Below are 17,290 nucleotides of genomic sequence, written 5' to 3' on the forward strand. Positions count from 1 at the left end.
TGAGTCACCCGAAAGTGGCAGTGGAGCGGCCCCAAGTCCCGCCACCGGCAAGGGAGTCGGGGCGCCGGCTCAGCCAGGCGTGTCCGTCTCCTCGTCTCCCGCCCGGGCGGTGAGGGCGCACCGCACCGCCCACCAGAGCCCGGAGCACAGGAACAGCGCCAGGGTGACCGTCAGCCAGCGCCGCCCGTACACCTCGGCGGACAGCCCGGTCACCTCCTGGTAGCGCGTGGCCGGCCCCACGATCAGGGGTGCCCACACCAGCAGCAGCAACCCGGACAACAGGGCGGGCACCCGTACGTGGTTCACCCACCCACGGGTGCCCCACAGTCGGCGGCCCAGCGGGGTGCGGGTGCGGGTGACCCGTGCGGTGAGGCGGTCCAGGGCGCTGTAGAGGGGCAGGGCCACCAGGTCGTGCAGCAGGGCGGCGCCCACCCACCAGAGGGTGACGCCCAGCGGGTCCTCGGCGAGCAGCCGTACCCCCGCGTACCCGGTGACCGCGAGGGACAGGGCGAGCAGCGGGATCCGCCAGGCGGTGGCGATGCCGGGACCGGCCACCCCCGGGGCGGTACCGGGGGCGCGACGTCGGAGTACGCCGGCCGGACGCCACGGGGCGCGGCGCGGGGTCATCCCCGCTCCCGGAAGGTCGAGGTCGGCCCGGCGAAGGTGAGTCGGCTGACCCACTTGGTGTTGTGCACCCCGGGCAGGGCGGGCACGATCACCCGCGCCGGATAGCCGTGGTCGGCGCTCAGCGGGGCGCCGTTCACCTCCAGGGCGAGCAGTGACAGCGGGTCGCGCACCTGGTTGTCCCGCAGTGCCGCGCGGCGGAAGGCGCCCCGGCGCTGGAGGGACTCCACCAGCACTCCCGGGGGGTCCTGGTCGTGCCCCACCAGGGCGGCCAGATCCCTCAGGCGTACCCCGCGCCAGTGCTGGTCGGAGGTGGACCAGCCCTCCACGCAGGCGATCGGCAGGTGGGCGGAGTGCTGGGGCATCCGCAGCAGTTCGGCCCGGCTGAGCGCCACCTCGCGCGCCCCGGAGCGTACGGTCAGCCGCCAGTGCGCGCCGACGTCGCGGGGCCGGATGCCCACCGAGGCGGCCGTCTTGTTGACCGGGAAGTCGCCCGGGGCGGGCGCCCGGTCGTGTGGGGCGAACAGGGCGGTGCCCCGTACCGAGTCGCCCAGGCTCTGGCCCACGGTCACCGCGCAGAGGGTGGCCGCACCGGCGCCGACCACGGCCAGGGCGCCACGACGGGACAGGGTGGGCTCCGAGGGGTCGGAGGACACCAGCCCGTCGTCGGGAGGTTCGGGCCGGGTGCGTGAGGTCGGGGTGCACAGCTGGGCGCGCAGGCCACGGTCGCGCAGGGTCCGTACGGCGAGCGGCAGTCGGAGGGTGACGTGCGCCAGCAGGGCGGCGAGGAAGACCCAGGCGCCGTAGAAGTGCAGGGGGTAGAACGACCCCGGGAACAGGTACTCCAGCTGCACGTTGAGCAGCCCGGTCGCGAACTCGAAGAGGGCGCCGCCCACCAGCAACAGCAACGACAGCCGTTCCAGGCCGTGGGCCCAGGACCGTACCGGTGGCCAGCCGAACAGCCGGGGGATCACCGACCACAGCTTGGCCAGCAGTACCGGGACCAGGGTGATTCCCAGGGTCACGTGGACCCCCTGGGTGAGGCGGTAGAGCCACACCGGGCGGGTGGGCCAGGGGAACAGGTAGAGGCCCAGCAGCCCACGGTCCGGGGTGTGGTCGTTGCCCGGCAGGTCGGGGTTGTAGGCCGCGTAGGACAGCAGTCCCGTGACGGCCACCAGCGGCAGGCCCACCAGCAGGGCCAGGCCCAGTACGGAGGTCAGCCAGGGGCCGCGCAGGGGGCTGCGCCACAGGCGGGCCAGCTGGCGGGGGTCGGGTCGCCGCAGTGTCCTTCGCCCGCCCTGCCCCATGTCCCGTACCGCCTCGTCGCTCGCCGTTCCGCGCTGGGGCCGACGCTAGGGCGTGCCGTTCGGATCACCGCGAGGCTCGCCCACGGTGTCCCCGCGTGCGTCCCCCTGTGCACCCGCACTGCGCCACGTCCGGCCGGGGCGGTGGGGTCGCCGACGGGGGCGTACGGGTGCCGCCGGGCGGCCCGGGGCGGGGCCTCCGGCAACTTTCCCGGCGGGGGGCGATGAGTTTCCGGTGCCGGTTCCGTCTGACCCGGTGTACGCATCCTCACCATCCACGACAAACCCCTTCCCCAGGGGCTGGAAAGAGGCAACCGTCATGGCCAGCATGATCTTCGTGAACCTGCCCGTTAAGGACCTCGCCGCGTCCACCGCATTCTTCGAGAAACTGGGGTACTCCAAGAACCCCGAGTTCTCCGACGAGAACGCCAGCTGTGTGGTGTTCAACGACACCGTCTACGCCATGCTGTTGACCGAGCCCTTCTTCCAGGGTTTCAGCAAGAAGGACATCCCCGACACCGCGCGGACCGCCCAGATGTTGTTGTGCCTGGGGGCGGAAAGCCGTCAGCAGGTCGACGGACTGGTGGACTCGGCGATCGCCGCGGGTGGGAAGACGCACGGCGAGACCATGGAGGAGGGGCCGATGTACGGGCGTTCCTTCACTGACCTGGACGGTCACATCTGGGAAGTGGTCCACATGGACATGTCCCAGATGTGAGGTACGGGTCGGTGCCCGAAGGGCGGTGGATTCCCCCGTCCTTCCTCCTTCCCGACGCCTTCGTCCCGGTCTTCCGGTTTCCTGGTCCCCCTCTCCCGCCCGCGCCGAGAAAAACCCTTCGCGCGGGCGGGAGTTCCGCGTGTGAGGGAAAGGTGAGAAGGGGTGCGGGGGTGTTCGGCGTGCGGTGGTCCGCCATTCCCCATTCGCTTTTCGGCGAAGATTCAACCAAAGCGGTGCCGGACCTGTGAACGAGTGGCAAAGGGTCCCGGTGGAGAGCGCAGACGTCTTAATGAGTGTGTTACTCCAAGGACGGCCCGATGTCACAGTGTTCGCTGAGGCTGTGGTGAAAGGCTGACACGGGACACCGGATCGGCCACCACGGTCGGGGCCTGTGAACCCCTCACGATCAGACCCAGGATGGGACCCACCAGAGATGACCAGTCCGCTGGAACAGGAGCAGCACCGCCTTGGCCGGCAGCGTCCCGGGCGGGGTCGGACCCTCGGCACCGTGCCCCTCCTTCTGTCGCGGCACTGCCGAAGATCGCCCCTGAGCTGCTAGGGCGTCCCCCAGGGGTCACGTCGGAGCGGCGCGCGGTCCCGGCGGCGTAGCACGGGGCCGGGGCGCGCGAGTCCGGCCGTGACCCGAAGGCCCCCGGGCACCCGCCCCCACTCTCCGACCGGACCGCCCGCCCCGGATCACCGCGCCCCGTCCCCCGTCATCCCCTCGGGGCGCCGACCACGGGGTGTCCCCTGGCTGTCCGGCCGCCGAGACCCACCCCCAACCCCCGGACCATCCGGGTACCGGCCACCCCCACCCCCTCACCACGAGCGACCCGGTCAGCACCTCGCGGATACACGGCGCCCCCACGCCGTGGGTCCGGTGCGGCCCGGGGTCGTCGCCGTGTGTGCCGGGCCGGTGGCGATCCGGTACCCCGGCGGTCACGTACCGAGGAAGGAACCCCGGTGCTCGTTTCGCACCTTCCCCCCACCACCCCCGCCACCCACCGATCCCCCACCCCCGAAGACCCCTCGCGCCCCGCGCCCGCCCCCCAGGCACGGGTCCTCGCCGTCGGCTACCCCGGCCCCCGGCTGGACTGGCTGGTCCACGTACTGCGGTCCACCGGACACCGGGTGGGCCACGCCGAGCCGGGCGCCGCCGCCCCGGTGATCGAGCAGGCCACCCCCGAGGCGGTGGTCGCGCTCGACGAGCAGCCCCTGGGGCCGGACGTCATCCACGAGGTCCGCTCCACCAGCGTCGGCCGCACCCTGCCGCTGGTGATGGTCACCCCGCAGCAACAGCCCGCCGAGGTGGCCGAGTTGCTGCGCAGGGGCGCCGACGACTGCGTACCGGACCAGGCGGCGCCCCTGGAACTGGGCGCCCGGATAGCGGCCCGGCTGCGCCGGGTCGCGATGCCGGTGGACGAGCTGCCGCTCGACCCGCGTACCGGACTCCACTCGCCGCTGCACTTCCGTGACGAACTGGACCGGGAACTGCACCGCCCCGCCCAGGGCCGCCGCCCCGGGGTGGTGGCCATGGTGGGCGTGGCCGAGATGAGGGCCCTGGAGTCCCGGCTGGGCACCCACCTGCGGCGGGAGGTCGCGGAACGACTGGCCGCCGTGGCCATGGAGTTGGGCGCCCACTGCGACCGGCTGGGCTGGGACGAGGACGGCCACCTGCTGATGCTGATGCCGGCCACCCAGGAGGAGGAGGCCCGGGGCATCCTGGAGAAGTTCGCCCACACCGTGGGCGGTACCCGGTTCGTGGTCGCCGACGAGAACGTACGGCTCACCCCGGTCGTCGGCTGGCTGCCGTTGGCCGAGTGCGCGGGCCAGCGGCAGGCGTTGGACAGGGCCCGGGTGGCCGTGGAACAGGCGCTCAGCCTCCAGGACCTGCGGCCGGTGCGGTACGAGTCGTGGATGCGCGGCACCGGGCCGCGCCGCAACCGGCTGGGGGTCGCCGTCCGGGCCCTGCTGTCGGCCCTGTCGCCCCTGGTGGTGCTGGCCCTGGGGGTCGGCGTGCCGCTGGCGGTCTACCTCCAACTCGGCCAGCTGGGCATCCCGTTGGGCTCGTACATGTACTGGGTGGTGGTCGGCGGGCTGCTGCTGTCGGCGGTGCTGATCGTGCTGGAGTGCATGTACGCGCTGGACGCGCCCAGCCGGCCGGAGAAACCCGGCAGCCCCTACCCACCGGCCAGCGCGGTCATCGCCGCCTACCTGCCGAACGAGGCGGCCACCATCGTCGACACCGTGGAGTCCTTCCTCCGGCTGGACTACCCGGGGCAGTTGGAGATCGTGCTCGCCTACAACACCCCCCACCCCCTGCCGGTGGAGGACACCCTGCGGGAGATGGCCGCCCGGGACCGGCGACTGGTGCTGCTGCCGGTCGACGGCAGCACCTCCAAGGCGCAGAACGTCAACGCCGCCGTCTCCGGGGTGCGCGGCGAGTTCGTCGGCATCTTCGACGCCGACCACCACCCCCGCCCGGACGCCTTCCGGCGCGCCTGGGACTGGCTGTCCAACGGCTACGACGTGGTCCAGGGCCACTGCCTGGTCCGTAACGGCGGAAGCTCCTGGGTGGCCCGGATGGTCGCGGTGGAGTTCGAGGCGATCTACGCGGTCAGCCACCCCGGCCGCACCCGGCTGTACGGCTTCGGGGTGTTCGGCGGCTCCAACGGCTTCTGGCGCACCGACCTGCTGGCCCGCACCCGGATGCACGGCTCGATGCTCACCGAGGACATCGACTCCACCCTGCGGGCGCTGCGCCACGGCGCCCGGTTCACCGTCGACCGCACCCTGATCTCCCGGGAGTTGGCCCCCACCGGGCTGCGCGCCCTGTGGAACCAGCGGTCCCGCTGGGCGCAGGGCTGGCTCCAGGTCTCGGTCAAGCACCTGTGGCGGACGCTGCGGTCCCCGGTGTTCACCCGACGCCAGAAGCTGGGCCTGCTGGTGCTGCTGGGCTGGCGCGAGGCGCAGCCGTGGCTGACCCTCCAGATCCTGCCGGTGATCCTGTACGCGATATGGGCTTCCGGTGGCGTGACCCAGATGGACTGGGCGGTGCCGCTGTGCCTGCTGGCGGCGCTGTTCACGCTGTCCGCCGGGGTGATACAGGCGATCTTCGCCTGGCGGCTGGCCGCCCCCGAGATACGCCGGCGGCGCTCCTGGTTCTGGGCGTACCTGCTGACCTCGACCGTGTTCTACACCCACTTCAAGAACATCCTGGCCCGTCAGGCCTGCCTCAAGGAGGCGCTGGGCGAACGGCAGTGGCGGGTGACCCCGAGGGCCGCCGCCCAGAGGTCACCGGTACCGGAGACCACCGGCTCGCTGCCGGGCCAGCGCGGTGGACGGCCGGGGGGAACGGGGGCCGGCGAGTGAGCCGCGACACGACCCCCACCCAGCGCCCCGCCAAGAGGGGTACGCCCGGACTGCCCCCCGAGGGCGCCCCACCGCGCACCCGTACCCGGGAACTGGAGGGCTTCCGTGGGCTGGCGGCGCTCAGCACGGTGGTCTTCCACGTGTGGCAGCAGTACTACCGCTACGACGCGGAGGGCGCCCACCCCCCGGTGGACAACCCCTTCCTGGGCGGGCTGATCTCCCTGGAGGTCATCGACCTGTTCTTCGTGATGTCCGCCTACCTGCTGACGATCTCCTACGCCAGGGCGGCCATCGACGGGAAGCGGACCCGGCCGGCCGGGGCGTTCCTGTACCGCCGGATGATCCGCATCGTCCCGCTGTACTTCCTGGCCGTGCTCCTGGTCTGGGCGCTGCGCAACCCCACCCTGCCGGGCAACTGGCTGGACCTGTTCCAACACCTCACCTTCACCCAGGTGTTGAGCAAGGAGCAGATCTTCTACACCATCGGCCCCACCTGGTCGCTCTCCCTGGAAGTGATCTTCTACCTGTCGCTGGTGCTGCTGGGCCCCCTGGCCGCCCGGCTGTGCCGGCCGCTGCGCCGCCGCACCTCCCGGGTGGCCCTCTGCCTGGTGGGCTGCGCCCTGCTGTACCTGCTGCCGCTGGTGTGGATCAGCGTGGCCCACTACGGGATGCACGTCCCGCACACCGAGTGGCCGGTCTACTTCGGACCCCAGGCCCGCTACGGGGGCTTCGCCGCAGGCATGGCGCTGGCCGTGGCCACGGTCGCCCTCAAGGAACGGGGCAGGCTGAGCCGGGGGCCGGCGATCGTGCTGCGGGTGATCCCCCTGGTGCTGGTCTACGCGCTCTCGTACCACACCGCGCCGGAGAACTTCGCGGCCACCTACTTCCACCCGCTGTCCTCGGCGCTGTGGATGGTGCTGCTCTACGCGACCCTGCACACCAACTACAAGGGCCGTTGGGCGTCGGCGCTGAGCCGCAGGTGGATCACCGCGGTCGGACTGGTCAGCTACAGCCTCTACATCTGGCACGAGCCGGTGATGCTGGAGCTGGACAAGTTCGGGCTGCTGCCGGCCAGCCAGTCCGGCTTCCCCTGGGCGGTGCTGATCGTGCTGCTGGTGGCGCTGCCCCTGGCCACGTGCAGCTACTGGCTCGTGGAGTACCCGGCCAGCCTGCTGGGCAGGTTGCGGAACTCCGACGGCAGCCGTCGGGACTTCTACCCCGAGCCGGAGGGCGCGGCGGAGACGGAACCCCAGGCCGGGGCAGGGGCCGGTACCCGGACCCGGCCGGAGCCGGCCACCCGCTGAACCGTACGAGGGGTCAGCGGGACCCGGGCCCCAACTCGTACCAGACGGTCTTGCCGTTGGGGGAGCGCTCCGCCCCCCAACGGCTGGCCAGCAGGGCGACCAGGGCCAACCCCCGGCCCCCCTCGTCCTCCTCCGCGGCCCGTCGGGGCCGGGGCAGCAGGACGGAACCGTCGTCCACCAGGCAGCGCAGGGTGCCGTCGTCGTCCAGCGCCAGGGTGAGCCGTATCGGGTCCCGGCCGTGCCGTACGGCGTTCGCCGCCAACTCGTTGGCCAGCAACTCCGCCTGGGGGATGAGGTCGGCCAAACCCCAGAGGGTGAGCGTCTCCCGTACGTTGCCGCGCACCTGGGCGCAGCACTCCGGGGCGTTCGGGAGCGGCCAGGGTCCGGCGGTACGGGCCGGGGGCGTCGACGGGGGAGGGGACACCGCGAGGAGCGGCGGGCCGGGCGCGGAGGCGGCCCGGTGCTGCCGGGAAGGGCCACCGGTCACGGGGGCCACCTCGGGGGGAGCGGTGGCCGGCGTGACGGGGCCGGTGGTGTGGGGTCGGGCGGTGAGCGGTTCGAAGTTCCCCGGGGTTGCGGAGGTTGGGGGCACGCACCGGACCACGCCGTTGAGTAGGGGCGGCAGCATGGCGGCTCCTGGGGGTGACCGGTTCTCCCGTGCGGGAGGCCGGTCGGGGAGTGGGGACGGGGCGGGGTCACCGTCGTCCCCCTGGTGGTGGGCGGCGGTGGCCCGACACCCGGGGTGTGCGTGCGGATCAGCGAGAGGCCCGTGTGCTCCCGGTGCCGTGCCTCGCCGCGTCGTCGCTGTGGCGGTCGGGGTCGCCGGTGCCTCGCACCGGACTCCTCCTCCGCCTTGCTCCGTGCCTCGGCGCACGGCACCAGAACGCGCTCACCGGCCTTTCACGATCCCGACCACACACCCCAGCGCTACTGGTGAGTCTGGAACCTAGCGGCTGTTTACTCGTAAGTAAAGTGGGGTTCATGGCCCAATCCGCGACATCCCGCCTGCCCGACGGTGACCCCCGCGTGACCCTCCACGGACGGTCCCCGGCCGGTCACCGTCCGACCACCCACCGCCCCACCGACGACCAGTTGCTGGACGGGGCGTCGGAGGTGTTCTCGCAGGTCGGGTTCCAGCGGGCGACCATGGTGGCTCTCGCCGAGCGGGCCGGCACCACCAAGCCCACCCTCTACGCCCACTTCGAGGGCAAGGAGGCGCTCTACCAGCGGTGCGTGGACCGTGCCGCCGACACTCTCATCCGCTTCCTGTTCGCCGCCTACGCCTCGGCCACCGAACTCTCCCTGGAGGACCAGGTGCGGGCGGGCATGGCCGACTTCTTCCGCTACGTCGCCGAACACCCCGCCCACTTCCTGCTGCTGTTCGGACGGCAGGCCACCGGCGCCGCGGTCGACGCCCGGGAACGGCTGATCGCCACCGTCCGGGGGGAACTCGCCCGCCACATCCGGCTGTTCACCGAGCACCGGACCGACGGCCCCTGGGGCTGGAGCGCCGACCTGTGCGCCTCGATGCTGATCGGCGCCACCGTGGAGGGCTGCCGCCGCTCGCTGGACGCCGAGGGGGCGGACCTGGCCGAGGCCGGGGAGTTCGCCACCCGCTTCGCCCTGGCCGCCCTCGGGCACATCGACCCCTCGGCCGCCCATCGGCTGGACGCCTCCGTCCCCGCGCGCTGAGCGGTGCCGAGCGGTGCCGGGGCTCAGGGGCTCAGGTACTCCCGCAGGTGCCGGGCGGTGAGGGTGTCGCCCCGCTCGACCAGTTCCGCCGGGGTGCCGGTGAACACCACCTGGCCGCCGTCGTGGCCGCCCCCGGGGCCCATGTCGATGATCCAGTCGGCGTGCGCCATCACCGCCTGGTGGTGCTCGATGACGATCACCGAGTTGCCGTCGTCGATCAGTCGGTCCAGCAACCCCAACAGCTGGTCCACGTCGGCCAGGTGGAGCCCGCTGGTCGGCTCGTCCAGCACGTAGGTGCTCGCCGGCCGGGCCATGTGCAGGGCCAGCTTCAGCCGTTGCCGCTCGCCTCCCGACAGGGTGGTCAGCGGCTGCCCCAGGCGCAGGTAACCCAGGCCCACGTCGTGCAGCCGGGACAGGACGCGGTGGGCCTGCCCCCGGTCGAAGAAGTCCAGGGCCTGGGCCACCGACATGGACAGCACCTGGTGGATGTTCCGTCCCCGCAGGGTGTAGCGGAGCACCTCGTCGGTGAACCGCCGCCCCTCGCACTCGTCGCAGACCGAGGCCACCCCGGCCATCATCGCCAGGTCGGTGTAGACCATGCCGATGCCCCTGCACTGCGGGCAGGCGCCGGCCGAGTTGGGGCTGAACAGCGAGGACCGGACCCCGTTGGCCTTGGCGAAGGCGGTACGGACGGCGTCCAGCAGCCCGGTGTAGGTCGCCGGGTTGCTGCGGCGGGAACCCCTGATCGGCGACTGGTCGGCCACCACCACCCCCTCCCGGCCGGGCAGCGACCCGTGGATCAGCGAACTCTTGCCGGAGCCGGCCACCCCGGTGACCACGGTCAGCACCCCCAGGGGGACGTCGACGTCCACCCCCTTGAGGTTGTGCAGGTCGGCGCCCCGTACGGACAGGGTGCCGGTGGGGTGCCGGGGCCGCTCCCGTAGCCGTACCCGGTGGTCCAGGTGGCGTCCGGTGAGGCTGTCGGAGGCGCGCAGCCCGGCCACGTCCCCGGCGTAGCACAGCCGCCCGCCGTCGCCGCCGGCTCCGGGGCCGAGGTCGACCACGTGGTCGGCGATGGCGATGGTCTCCGGCTTGTGCTCGACGACCAGGACGGTGTTGCCCTTGTCCCGCAGGTTCAGCAGCAGCCGGTTCATCCGCTGGATGTCGTGGGGGTGCAGGCCGACGGTGGGTTCGTCGAACACGTACGTCACGTCGGTGAGGCTGGACCCCAGGTGCCGCACCATCTTCACCCGCTGGGCCTCGCCCCCGGACAGGCTCCCGGAGTCGCGGTCCAGGCTGAGGTAGCCGAGGCCGATCTCGATCAGCTGGTCCACGGTGTCGCGGAGGGTGTCCAGCAGGGGGCCCACCGAGGGGTCGTGGACGTCGCGGAGGAAGGCGGCGAGGTCGGTGAGCTGCATGGCGGAGCAGTCGGCGATGTGGTGGCCGTCGATCCTGCTGGAGCGGGCAGCCTCGTTGAGGCGGGTGCCGTGGCAGGCGGGGCAGGGGCCGAACACCACGGCGCGGTCGACGAAGGCGCGGAGGTGGGGTTGCAGGGCCTCGCGGTCCTTGGCGAGGAACAGCCGGCGCACCTTGACCAACAGGCCCTCGTAGCTGAGGTTGCTGGTGCCGACCCGGATCTTGGTGAGGGGCTTGTGCAGCAGGTCGTGCCACTGCCGTTCGGTGAAGTCGCGTAGTGGGGTGTCCGGGTCGTAGAGCCCGGAGCGGGCCATCACCTGCCAGTACCAGGAGTCCACCTGGAACTGGGGGACGGTGATCGCGCCCTCGTTCAACGAGCGCTCGCGGTCGACGAGTTGGTCCAGGTCGATGTCGGTGGAGCGGCCCAGTCCCTCGCACTCGGGGCACATGCCGTCCGGCAGGTTGAAGCTGAACGCCTTGGAGGCGCCCAGCCGGGGGGTGCCCAGGCGGCTGAAGACGATGCGCAGCATCGCCTGGGCGTCGGTGGCGGTGCCCACGGTGGAGCGGGAGTTGGCGCCCATCCGTTCCTGGTCGACCACGATCGCGGCGGACAGGTTGCGCAGGGCGTCCACCTCGGGCCGGGCCAGGTTGGGCATGAAGGACTGGAGGAAGGCGGTGTAGGTCTCGTTGATCAGCCGCTGGGACTCGGCGGCGACGGTGCCGAACACCAGGGAGGACTTGCCCGAGCCGGACACCCCGGTGAAGACGGTGAGCCGGCGCTTGGGGATGTCCAGGTCGATTCCGGTGAGGTTGTTCTCCCGGGCGCCCCGGACCTCGATCATCTGGTGGCTGTCGGCGGTGTGGGCTTCGCGGGAGGGGCTGAGAGGATCGGCGGACATCGCGCTCCTGCCTGGCGGTGGTCGAGGCGAGGGAATTGATTACAGCGTAAGGAATTGACGGCCAGAGCGTAGGCGAGGTCGGAGAGGAGTCACAAGTGCCACCAGCGGTGATCTTCGCGGGGCAGGGCGACCCCCGCAGATCCATGTCCCTGCTGTGGCGGGGAAGTGGCCCCGAGGACCCGCCACCGGCCGGCCGACCGGGACGCCGACCCGCCCTGAGCGTGGACGCGGTGGTGGCCGCCGCCATCGAGCTGGCCGACGCCCGGGGCATGGGCGCGGTCTCCATGCGTGCCGTCGGGGAACGCCTCGGCCGCAGCGCCATGGCCCTGTACACCTACGTTCCCGGCAAGGACGAGCTGGTGGACCTGATGTACGACCGCGCCCTGGGCCAACTCCCCGACCACTACCCGCTGTCGGACGGCTGGCGGCCCGCCCTGGTGCGCTGGGCCGAGGACCTGCGGGCCTTCTACCTGCGGCACCCCTGGACCCTCCAGGTGTCCACCGCCCGTCCCGTCCTGGGCCCCGGCGAGTTCCGGCTGATGAACACCCTGGTGACCGTGCTCCGGGAGACGGGCCTGCCCCCGGGGCGGCTGCGCGCGGTGGTCAGCGCGCTGATGGACTTCGTACGCGGCTCGGCCAGCGTGGTGGCCGAGGCCCGGCAGGCCGCCGCCGAGTCCGGGCTGAGTGACGACGACTGGTGGTACGGCCGCTCGCCGATGCTCGCCGAACTGGTGCCGGACTTCGACCAGCGGTTCCCCCAGATCGGCTGGATCGAGAGCGAGACCGGGCCGCCCCAGGACGAGAGCGTCCCCTACCTGGAGAACCGCGCCAACGAGACCTTCGCCGCGGGGCTGGGCGTCCTGCTGGACGGGGTGGAGAGCGCGATCGGCACCGAGCGGGCCCGGCGGTAGTCCCGGGTCCGGTCGTCGGCCGCGTCCGGGCCGGTCGGCGCGGTCAGCCGGCCGCCGCCGCCTCCAGTTCGGCCACCTCGATCTTGTGCATCTTCAGCATCGCCGCCATCACTCGCTGGGACTTCTCCCGGTCCGGGTCGGCGATCAGTTCGTTCAGCCGGTCGGGGACGATCTGCCAGGACAGCCCGTACCGGTCCTTCAACCAGCCGCAGGGGCCCCACTCGCCGTCCGCCCCCAGCGACTCCCACATCCGGTCCACCTCCTCCTGGTCCGCGCAGGAGACCTCCAGCGACACGGCCTCGTTGAACGGGAACTCCGGCCCGCCGTTGATGCCCACGAACCGCTGTCCAGCCAGCTCGAACACCACCGTCATCACGGTGCCCGGCTCACGCGGACCGGCCTCCCCGTAGTGGGTCACCTCCACCACCCGGGAGTTCGGGAAGACCGACGCGTAGAACCTCGCCGCCTCCTCGGCCTCGGTGTCGAACCACAGATTGGTCGTGATCTTCTGCATGACCCGCTCCTTCGCCAGGGTGTCCGCTGTCGAAGGGGTAGACGGGCCGGCCGCCGGGAACTCATCGGCGCTTGCCTGACACGTTCCCGACGGCCTCCGGCACGGGCGGGCCGGCCCTACAGCGGGGTGACGTACGCCCCGGCGATGCCCCCGTCGACCAGGAACTCCGCCGCGTTGACGAAGGAGGCGTCGTCACTGGCGAGGAAGGCCACCGCCGCCGCGATCTCCTCCGCCTCGGCGAACCGCCCCACCGGTACGTGCACCAGCCGCCGGGCGGCCCGCTCCGGGTCCTTGGCGAACAGCTCCTTCAGCAGCGGGGTGTTGACCGGCCCCGGGCACAGCGCGTTCACCCGGATCCCCTCCCGGGCGAACTGCACGCCCAGCTCCCTGGAGAGGGCCAGCACCCCGCCCTTGGAGGCGGTGTACGAGATCTGGCTGGTCGCCGCCCCCATCACGGCCACGAAGGAGGCGGTGTTGATGATGGAACCCCGGCCCTGACGCCGCATGTGGGGCAGCGCCGCCTTGCAGCACAGGTACACCGAGGTGAGGTTGACCTCCTGGACCCGCCGCCAGGTGTCCAGGTCGGTGGTGAGGATGGAGTCGTCCTCGGGGGGCGAGACGCCCGCGTTGTTGAAGGCGACGTCCACCGACCCGTAGGTCTCCTGGGCCACCCGGAACAGGTCCTCGACCTGCTGGGGGTCGGTGACGTCCACCGCCACGAACAGCCCGTCGACCTCCTCGGCCGCGGCCTTGCCGGCGCTCTCGTCGATGTCGGCGCACACCACGTGCGCCCCCTCCGACGCCAGCCGGCGGGCGGTGGCCAGGCCGATCCCGCTGCCGGCACCGGTGATCACGGCGGTACGTCCGGGCAGACGCCGGCAGACCGGGGTCACGCTGTCGGTCATGGGTGCTCATCCCTCCGTGCTGAGGAAGACGTTCTTGGTCTCGGTGAAGGCGGACAGGGCGTCGGGCCCCAACTCCCGGCCCAGGCCGGACTGTTTGAAGCCGCCGAACGGGGTCGAGTAGCGGACGCTGCTGTGTGAGTTGACGGACAGGTTGCCGGCCGCGACGGCACCGGACACCCGCAGCGCCCGGCCCATGTCGCGGGTCCAGATCGAGCCGGACAGGCCGTACTCGGTGGCGTTGGCCAGCCGTACCGCGTCCTCCTCGTCCTCGAAGGGCAGCACCACGGCCACCGGCCCGAACACCTCCTCCACGGCCACCGGGTCGTTCTCGGCCACCCCGGTGAGCACCGTGGGCGGGAACCAGTAGCCCGGCCCGGTGGGGGCGGTGCCCCGGATGCCCTGGTGACCGTCGCCGACCAGGGCGCGGACCCGGTCCCGCTGGGCGGCCGAGATCAGCGGGCCCATCTGGGTGCCCTCCCGCGCCGGGTCGCCGACCACCACCGACTCCAGATGCGGGGCCAACGCCTCCAGGAACCGGTCGTGGACCGAGCGCTGCACCAACACCCGGGTGCGGGCGCAGCAGTCCTGGCCGGCGTTGTCCAGGAAGGACATCGGGGTGGCCGCCGCCGCCCGCTCCAGGTCGGCGTCGGCGAACACGATGTTGGGGCTCTTGCCGCCCAGCTCCAGGGTCACCCGCTTCACCCGCTCCGCGCAGCGCGCCATGACGCGCTTGCCGACCCGGGTGGAGCCGGTGAACACGATCTTGGCCACCCCGGGGTGGCCCACCAGCGCCTCGCCCACGGTGGACCCCGCCCCGGGCAGCACCTGGAACAGGTCCTCGGGCAGCCCGGCGTCCAGGGCGAGTTCGGCCAGCCGCAGCGCGGTCAGCGGGGTCGTCTCGGCGGGCTTGAGGAGTACGGCGTTGCCGGCCGCCAGGGCGGGGGCCAGGCCCCAACCGGCGATCGGCATCGGGAAGTTCCAGGGGGCGATCACCCCCACCACGCCCAGCGGTTCGAGCAGGGTGACGTTCCACCCTCCGCTGACCGGGATCTGCCGGCCGTTCAGCCGCTCCACCCCGCCGGCCGCGTACTCCAGCAGGTCGCGGACGTTGCCCGCCTCCCCCCGGGCGTTGCCCGGCAGGTGGCCGGCCTCCCGCACCTCCAGTCCGGCCAGCTCCTCGACGTGGTCGTCGACCACGGCGGCGAACCGGCGCAGCAACCGGGCCCGGTCGGCGGGGGCCAGGGCGGCCCACCGGCGCTGCGCCCCGGCGGCCCGGGTGACCGCGCGGTCCACCGCCTCGGGCGGGGTGGCCTGGACGGTGGCGATGATCTCCTCGGTGGCGGGGTTGCGCACCTCGTGCAGCGTGGGTTCTGAGGTCGACAAGGGAGTTCCTCGCGATCTGGTGCGGGGTGTGCGGGGCGGGCTCAGAGGCGTTCGAAGGTGCGGCGGAGTTCCCAGTCGGTGACGGCCGCGTCGAAGGCCTCCAGCTCGACCCGGGCCATGCGCTCGTAGTGGGCGACCACCTCGGGTCCGAACACCTCCCGGGCCAGCGGGCTGGCGGCCCACAGGTCGGCGGCCTCGCGCAGGGTGTGGGGCACCTGGGCGTGGTCGCCGACGTAGGCGTTGCCCGCGCAGGGGTCGGGCAGCTCCAGCTCGTTGTCCACCCCGTACAGCCCGGCCGCGACCAGTCCGGCCACCGCCAGGTAGGGGTTGACGTCGCCGCCGGGCAGCCGGTTCTCGAAGCGGGTGCCCGGCCCGTGGCCGACGGTGCGCAGGGCGCAGGTGCGGTTGTCCGGGCCCCAGGCGACCGTGGTGGGGGCGAAGGAGCCGGGCTGGAAGCGCTTGTAGGAGTTGATGTTGGGGGCGTACAGCAGGGTGAAGTCCCGCAGCGCGGCGAGCTGTCCGGCCAGGAAGCGGCGCATCAGCGGGGACATCCCGTACGGCTCGTCGCCGGCCATCACGTTGGTGCCGCCGGCGTCGACCAGGGACAGGTGGACGTGGCAGGAGTTGCCCTCGCGCTGGTCGAACTTGGGCATGAAGGTGAGGGCGTACCCCTCCTGGGAGGCGATCTCCTTGGCCCCGGTCTTGTACAGCGCGTGCTGGTCGCAGGTGGTCAGCGCGTCCTGGTAGCGGAACACGATCTCGTGCTGGCCGAGGTTGCACTCGCCCTTGGCCGACTCCACGGTCAGTCCCGCGCCGGCCATCTCGTTGCGGATACGGCGCAGCAGGGGCTCGATCCGGCCGGTGCCCAGCACGGAGTAGTCGACGTTGTACTGGTTGGCCGGGGTCAGGTCGCGGTAGCCACGGTCCCAGGCCTCCTCGTAGGAGTCCCGGAAGACGATGAACTCCAGCTCGGTGCCGACCTGGGCGGTGTAGCCGCGCTCGGCGAGCCGGTCCAGCTGCCGGCGCAGCACGTGCCGGGGGGAGACGGTGACCGCCTCGCCACCGGTGGAGGCGAGGTCGGCCATGACCAGGGCGGTGCCCGGATGCCAGGGGAGGAGGCAGAGGGTGTCCAGGTCGGGGCGCATCTCGAAGTCGCCGTAGCCACGGTCCCAGGAGGTGACCTCGTAGCCGTCCACGGTGTTCATCTCGGTGTCCACGGTCAGCAGGTAGGCGCAGCCCTCCGTACCGTGGTCCAGGACCTGGTCGAGGAAGAAGCCCGCCGCGAACCGCTTGCCCTGGAGTCGTCCCTGCATGTCGGGGAACGCCAGGACCACGGTGTCCACCTCACCGTCGGCCACCCGGCGCCGTAGCTCCTCGACCCGCAGTGGGGGAGTGCGTTCTGCCACGGGAGAGTCCTCCTTAGGTCAACAGAGCCATAAGGTATGACCGGAGACCATTGTTTGGGAAGGGGGCGAGCCGGTATGGCCGAGCCCGGCGAGGTCGCGCGCCGACTGGACCCGGTACTCCGGGCGGTGCGGGCGGACAACGGCTTCGAGGAGGCGCTGGAGCAGATACTCCAGGTCGTACGGCTGGGGCTGGTGCCGGCCGGGGAACGGCTGCCCTCCGAACGGGAGTTGGCCGACCGGCTGCGGATCAGCAGGGTCACCCTCCGGGACGTGCTGAAGGTGCTCCAGGAACAGGGGCTGCTGGAGTCCCGGCGGGGCCGGTACGGCGGCACCTTCGTGCTGCCCCGCCCCGACCCCCCGCAGGGGCTGGCCGAACAGGAGCTGCGGCGCCGGGTGGCCGAGGTCGACATCGAGGACGTGCTGCGGTTCCGGGAGGTGCTGGAGGTGGGCGCCGGGCACCTGTGCGCCACCCACGGCCTGGACCCCGCGCAGGCCGACCGGTTGCGGGCGGCGCTGGCGGCCACCCAGGAGGCGGAGCTGTCGGAGTACCGCCGGGTGGACACCCTGCTGCACCTGACCCTCGCCGAGTTGGCGGGCTCGGCGACCCTGGCCGCCCAGTACGCGGCGGTCCGCGCCACGGTCAACGAACTGCTGGACTGCGTACCGCTGCTGGTGCGCAACCTGGAGCACTCCCAGCACCAGCACACCGCGCTGGTGGAGGCCGTGCTCGACCAGGACCCGGACGCGGCGGCCGAGCTGACCCGCGAGCACTGCCGGGGCACCGCCGCGCTGCTGCGCGGGTTCCTCGCCTGAGCGCCGACCGGCCCCGGCGTAACACCCTG

At 72.3% G+C, this 17,290-nt stretch carries 14 protein-coding genes; 6 read left to right on the top strand and 8 right to left on the bottom strand.

The features are described 5' to 3' along the window. Positions 1 to 69: 69 nt before the first annotated feature. Both ABZT14_RS01760 and ABZT14_RS01765 read right to left on the bottom strand, forming a co-directional pair. Entirely contained in the window at positions 70 to 627 is a 558-nt protein-coding gene (locus ABZT14_RS01760; RefSeq protein WP_356295375.1) for a hypothetical protein, read from the bottom strand. After that, the gene (locus tag ABZT14_RS01765; RefSeq protein WP_356295378.1) at positions 624 to 1,931 is read right to left on the bottom strand and encodes a molybdopterin-dependent oxidoreductase; all 1,308 of its coding nucleotides are present in this window, start codon (positions 1,929 to 1,931) and stop codon (positions 624 to 626) included. Before ABZT14_RS01765 ends, ABZT14_RS01760 begins: the two co-directional genes overlap by 4 nt. Positions 1,932 to 2,247: 316 nt before the next feature. On the opposite strand from ABZT14_RS01765, the gene ABZT14_RS01770 reads away from it, so the two are divergent. The 3 genes from ABZT14_RS01770 to ABZT14_RS01780 all read left to right on the top strand — a co-directional run bounded on the left by ABZT14_RS01770 (position 2,248) and on the right by ABZT14_RS01780 (position 7,322). Continuing rightward, positions 2,248 to 2,646, top strand: a complete 399-nt coding sequence (locus ABZT14_RS01770) for a VOC family protein (RefSeq protein WP_356295381.1) — start codon at positions 2,248 to 2,250, stop codon at positions 2,644 to 2,646. A 963-nt stretch (positions 2,647 to 3,609) separates the two neighbouring features. After that, positions 3,610 to 6,018 carry a glycosyltransferase gene (locus tag ABZT14_RS01775; protein WP_356295384.1) on the top strand — a complete coding sequence of 803 codons (2,409 nt, stop codon included), beginning with the start codon at positions 3,610 to 3,612 and terminating at the stop codon, positions 6,016 to 6,018. Further along, positions 6,015 to 7,322 carry an acyltransferase gene (locus ABZT14_RS01780; RefSeq protein WP_356295387.1) on the top strand — a complete coding sequence of 436 codons (1,308 nt, stop codon included), beginning with the start codon at positions 6,015 to 6,017 and terminating at the stop codon, positions 7,320 to 7,322. The genes ABZT14_RS01775 and ABZT14_RS01780 overlap by 4 nt, the downstream gene beginning before the upstream one ends. Positions 7,323 to 7,335: 13 nt before the next feature. Here the strand turns inward: ABZT14_RS01780 and ABZT14_RS01785 are convergent, their stop codons facing one another. Next, entirely contained in the window at positions 7,336 to 7,809 is a 474-nt protein-coding gene (locus tag ABZT14_RS01785; RefSeq protein WP_356295390.1) for an ATP-binding protein, read from the bottom strand. A gap of 494 nt (positions 7,810 to 8,303) precedes the next feature. On the opposite strand from ABZT14_RS01785, the gene ABZT14_RS01790 reads away from it, so the two are divergent. Next, positions 8,304 to 9,014: a TetR/AcrR family transcriptional regulator gene (locus ABZT14_RS01790; protein ID WP_356295393.1), complete on the top strand. Its 711-nt coding sequence runs from the start codon at positions 8,304 to 8,306 to the stop codon at positions 9,012 to 9,014. A gap of 23 nt (positions 9,015 to 9,037) precedes the next feature. On the opposite strand, the gene ABZT14_RS01795 is transcribed toward ABZT14_RS01790, so the two are convergent. Next, entirely contained in the window at positions 9,038 to 11,272 is a 2,235-nt protein-coding gene (locus ABZT14_RS01795; protein WP_356296985.1) for an excinuclease ABC subunit UvrA, read from the bottom strand. Positions 11,273 to 11,472: 200 nt separating this feature from the next. On the opposite strand from ABZT14_RS01795, the gene ABZT14_RS01800 reads away from it, so the two are divergent. Then, positions 11,473 to 12,240 carry a TetR/AcrR family transcriptional regulator gene (locus tag ABZT14_RS01800; protein WP_356296988.1) on the top strand — a complete coding sequence of 256 codons (768 nt, stop codon included), beginning with the start codon at positions 11,473 to 11,475 and terminating at the stop codon, positions 12,238 to 12,240. 43 nt (positions 12,241 to 12,283) lie between these two features. On the opposite strand, the gene ABZT14_RS01805 is transcribed toward ABZT14_RS01800, so the two are convergent. The 4 genes from ABZT14_RS01805 to ABZT14_RS01820 all read right to left on the bottom strand — a co-directional run bounded on the left by ABZT14_RS01805 (position 12,284) and on the right by ABZT14_RS01820 (position 16,448). Continuing rightward, positions 12,284 to 12,754 (bottom strand): VOC family protein, encoded by a 471-nt coding sequence (locus tag ABZT14_RS01805; protein WP_356295396.1) that lies wholly within the window; start codon positions 12,752 to 12,754, stop codon positions 12,284 to 12,286. A gap of 116 nt (positions 12,755 to 12,870) precedes the next feature. Further along, positions 12,871 to 13,659, bottom strand: a complete 789-nt coding sequence (locus tag ABZT14_RS01810) for a 3-oxoacyl-ACP reductase (RefSeq protein ID WP_356295399.1) — start codon at positions 13,657 to 13,659, stop codon at positions 12,871 to 12,873. 6 nt (positions 13,660 to 13,665) lie between these two features. Beyond that, entirely contained in the window at positions 13,666 to 15,042 is a 1,377-nt protein-coding gene (locus ABZT14_RS01815) for an aldehyde dehydrogenase family protein (protein WP_356295402.1), read from the bottom strand. 41 nt (positions 15,043 to 15,083) lie between these two features. Continuing rightward, complete coding sequence (locus ABZT14_RS01820; protein WP_356295405.1) at positions 15,084 to 16,448, bottom strand: glutamine synthetase family protein; 1,365 nt, start codon at positions 16,446 to 16,448, stop codon at positions 15,084 to 15,086. Positions 16,449 to 16,523: 75 nt separating this feature from the next. Here ABZT14_RS01820 and ABZT14_RS01825 point away from each other — a divergent pair, with 75 nt between their 5' ends. Then, positions 16,524 to 17,261 carry an FCD domain-containing protein gene (locus tag ABZT14_RS01825; protein ID WP_356295408.1) on the top strand — a complete coding sequence of 246 codons (738 nt, stop codon included), beginning with the start codon at positions 16,524 to 16,526 and terminating at the stop codon, positions 17,259 to 17,261. The last annotated feature ends 29 nt before the right edge of the window (positions 17,262 to 17,290 follow it).

Source organism: Streptomyces sp. NPDC005438, assembly GCF_040606315.1.
Lineage (GTDB): Bacteria > Actinomycetota > Actinomycetes > Streptomycetales > Streptomycetaceae > Streptomyces.

What these genes read in the sequence shown, in the direction of transcription:
- ABZT14_RS01805 (WP_356295396.1), bottom strand. Translation starts at nt 12,754, where the DNA reads ATGCAGAAGATCACGACCAATCTGTGGTTCGACACCGAGGCCGAGGAG.
- ABZT14_RS01795 (WP_356296985.1), bottom strand. Translation starts at nt 11,272, where the DNA reads ATGATCGAGGTCCGGGGCGCCCGGGAGAACAACCTCACCGGAATCGAC.
- ABZT14_RS01760 (WP_356295375.1), bottom strand. Translation starts at nt 627, where the DNA reads ATGACCCCGCGCCGCGCCCCGTGGCGTCCGGCCGGCGTACTCCGACGT.
- ABZT14_RS01800 (WP_356296988.1), top strand. Translation starts at nt 11,473, where the DNA reads ATGTCCCTGCTGTGGCGGGGAAGTGGCCCCGAGGACCCGCCACCGGCC.
- ABZT14_RS01810 (WP_356295399.1), bottom strand. Translation starts at nt 13,659, where the DNA reads ATGACCGACAGCGTGACCCCGGTCTGCCGGCGTCTGCCCGGACGTACC.
- ABZT14_RS01770 (WP_356295381.1), top strand. Translation starts at nt 2,248, where the DNA reads ATGGCCAGCATGATCTTCGTGAACCTGCCCGTTAAGGACCTCGCCGCG.
- ABZT14_RS01825 (WP_356295408.1), top strand. Translation starts at nt 16,524, where the DNA reads ATGGCCGAGCCCGGCGAGGTCGCGCGCCGACTGGACCCGGTACTCCGG.
- ABZT14_RS01765 (WP_356295378.1), bottom strand. Translation starts at nt 1,931, where the DNA reads ATGGGGCAGGGCGGGCGAAGGACACTGCGGCGACCCGACCCCCGCCAG.
- ABZT14_RS01790 (WP_356295393.1), top strand. Translation starts at nt 8,304, where the DNA reads ATGGCCCAATCCGCGACATCCCGCCTGCCCGACGGTGACCCCCGCGTG.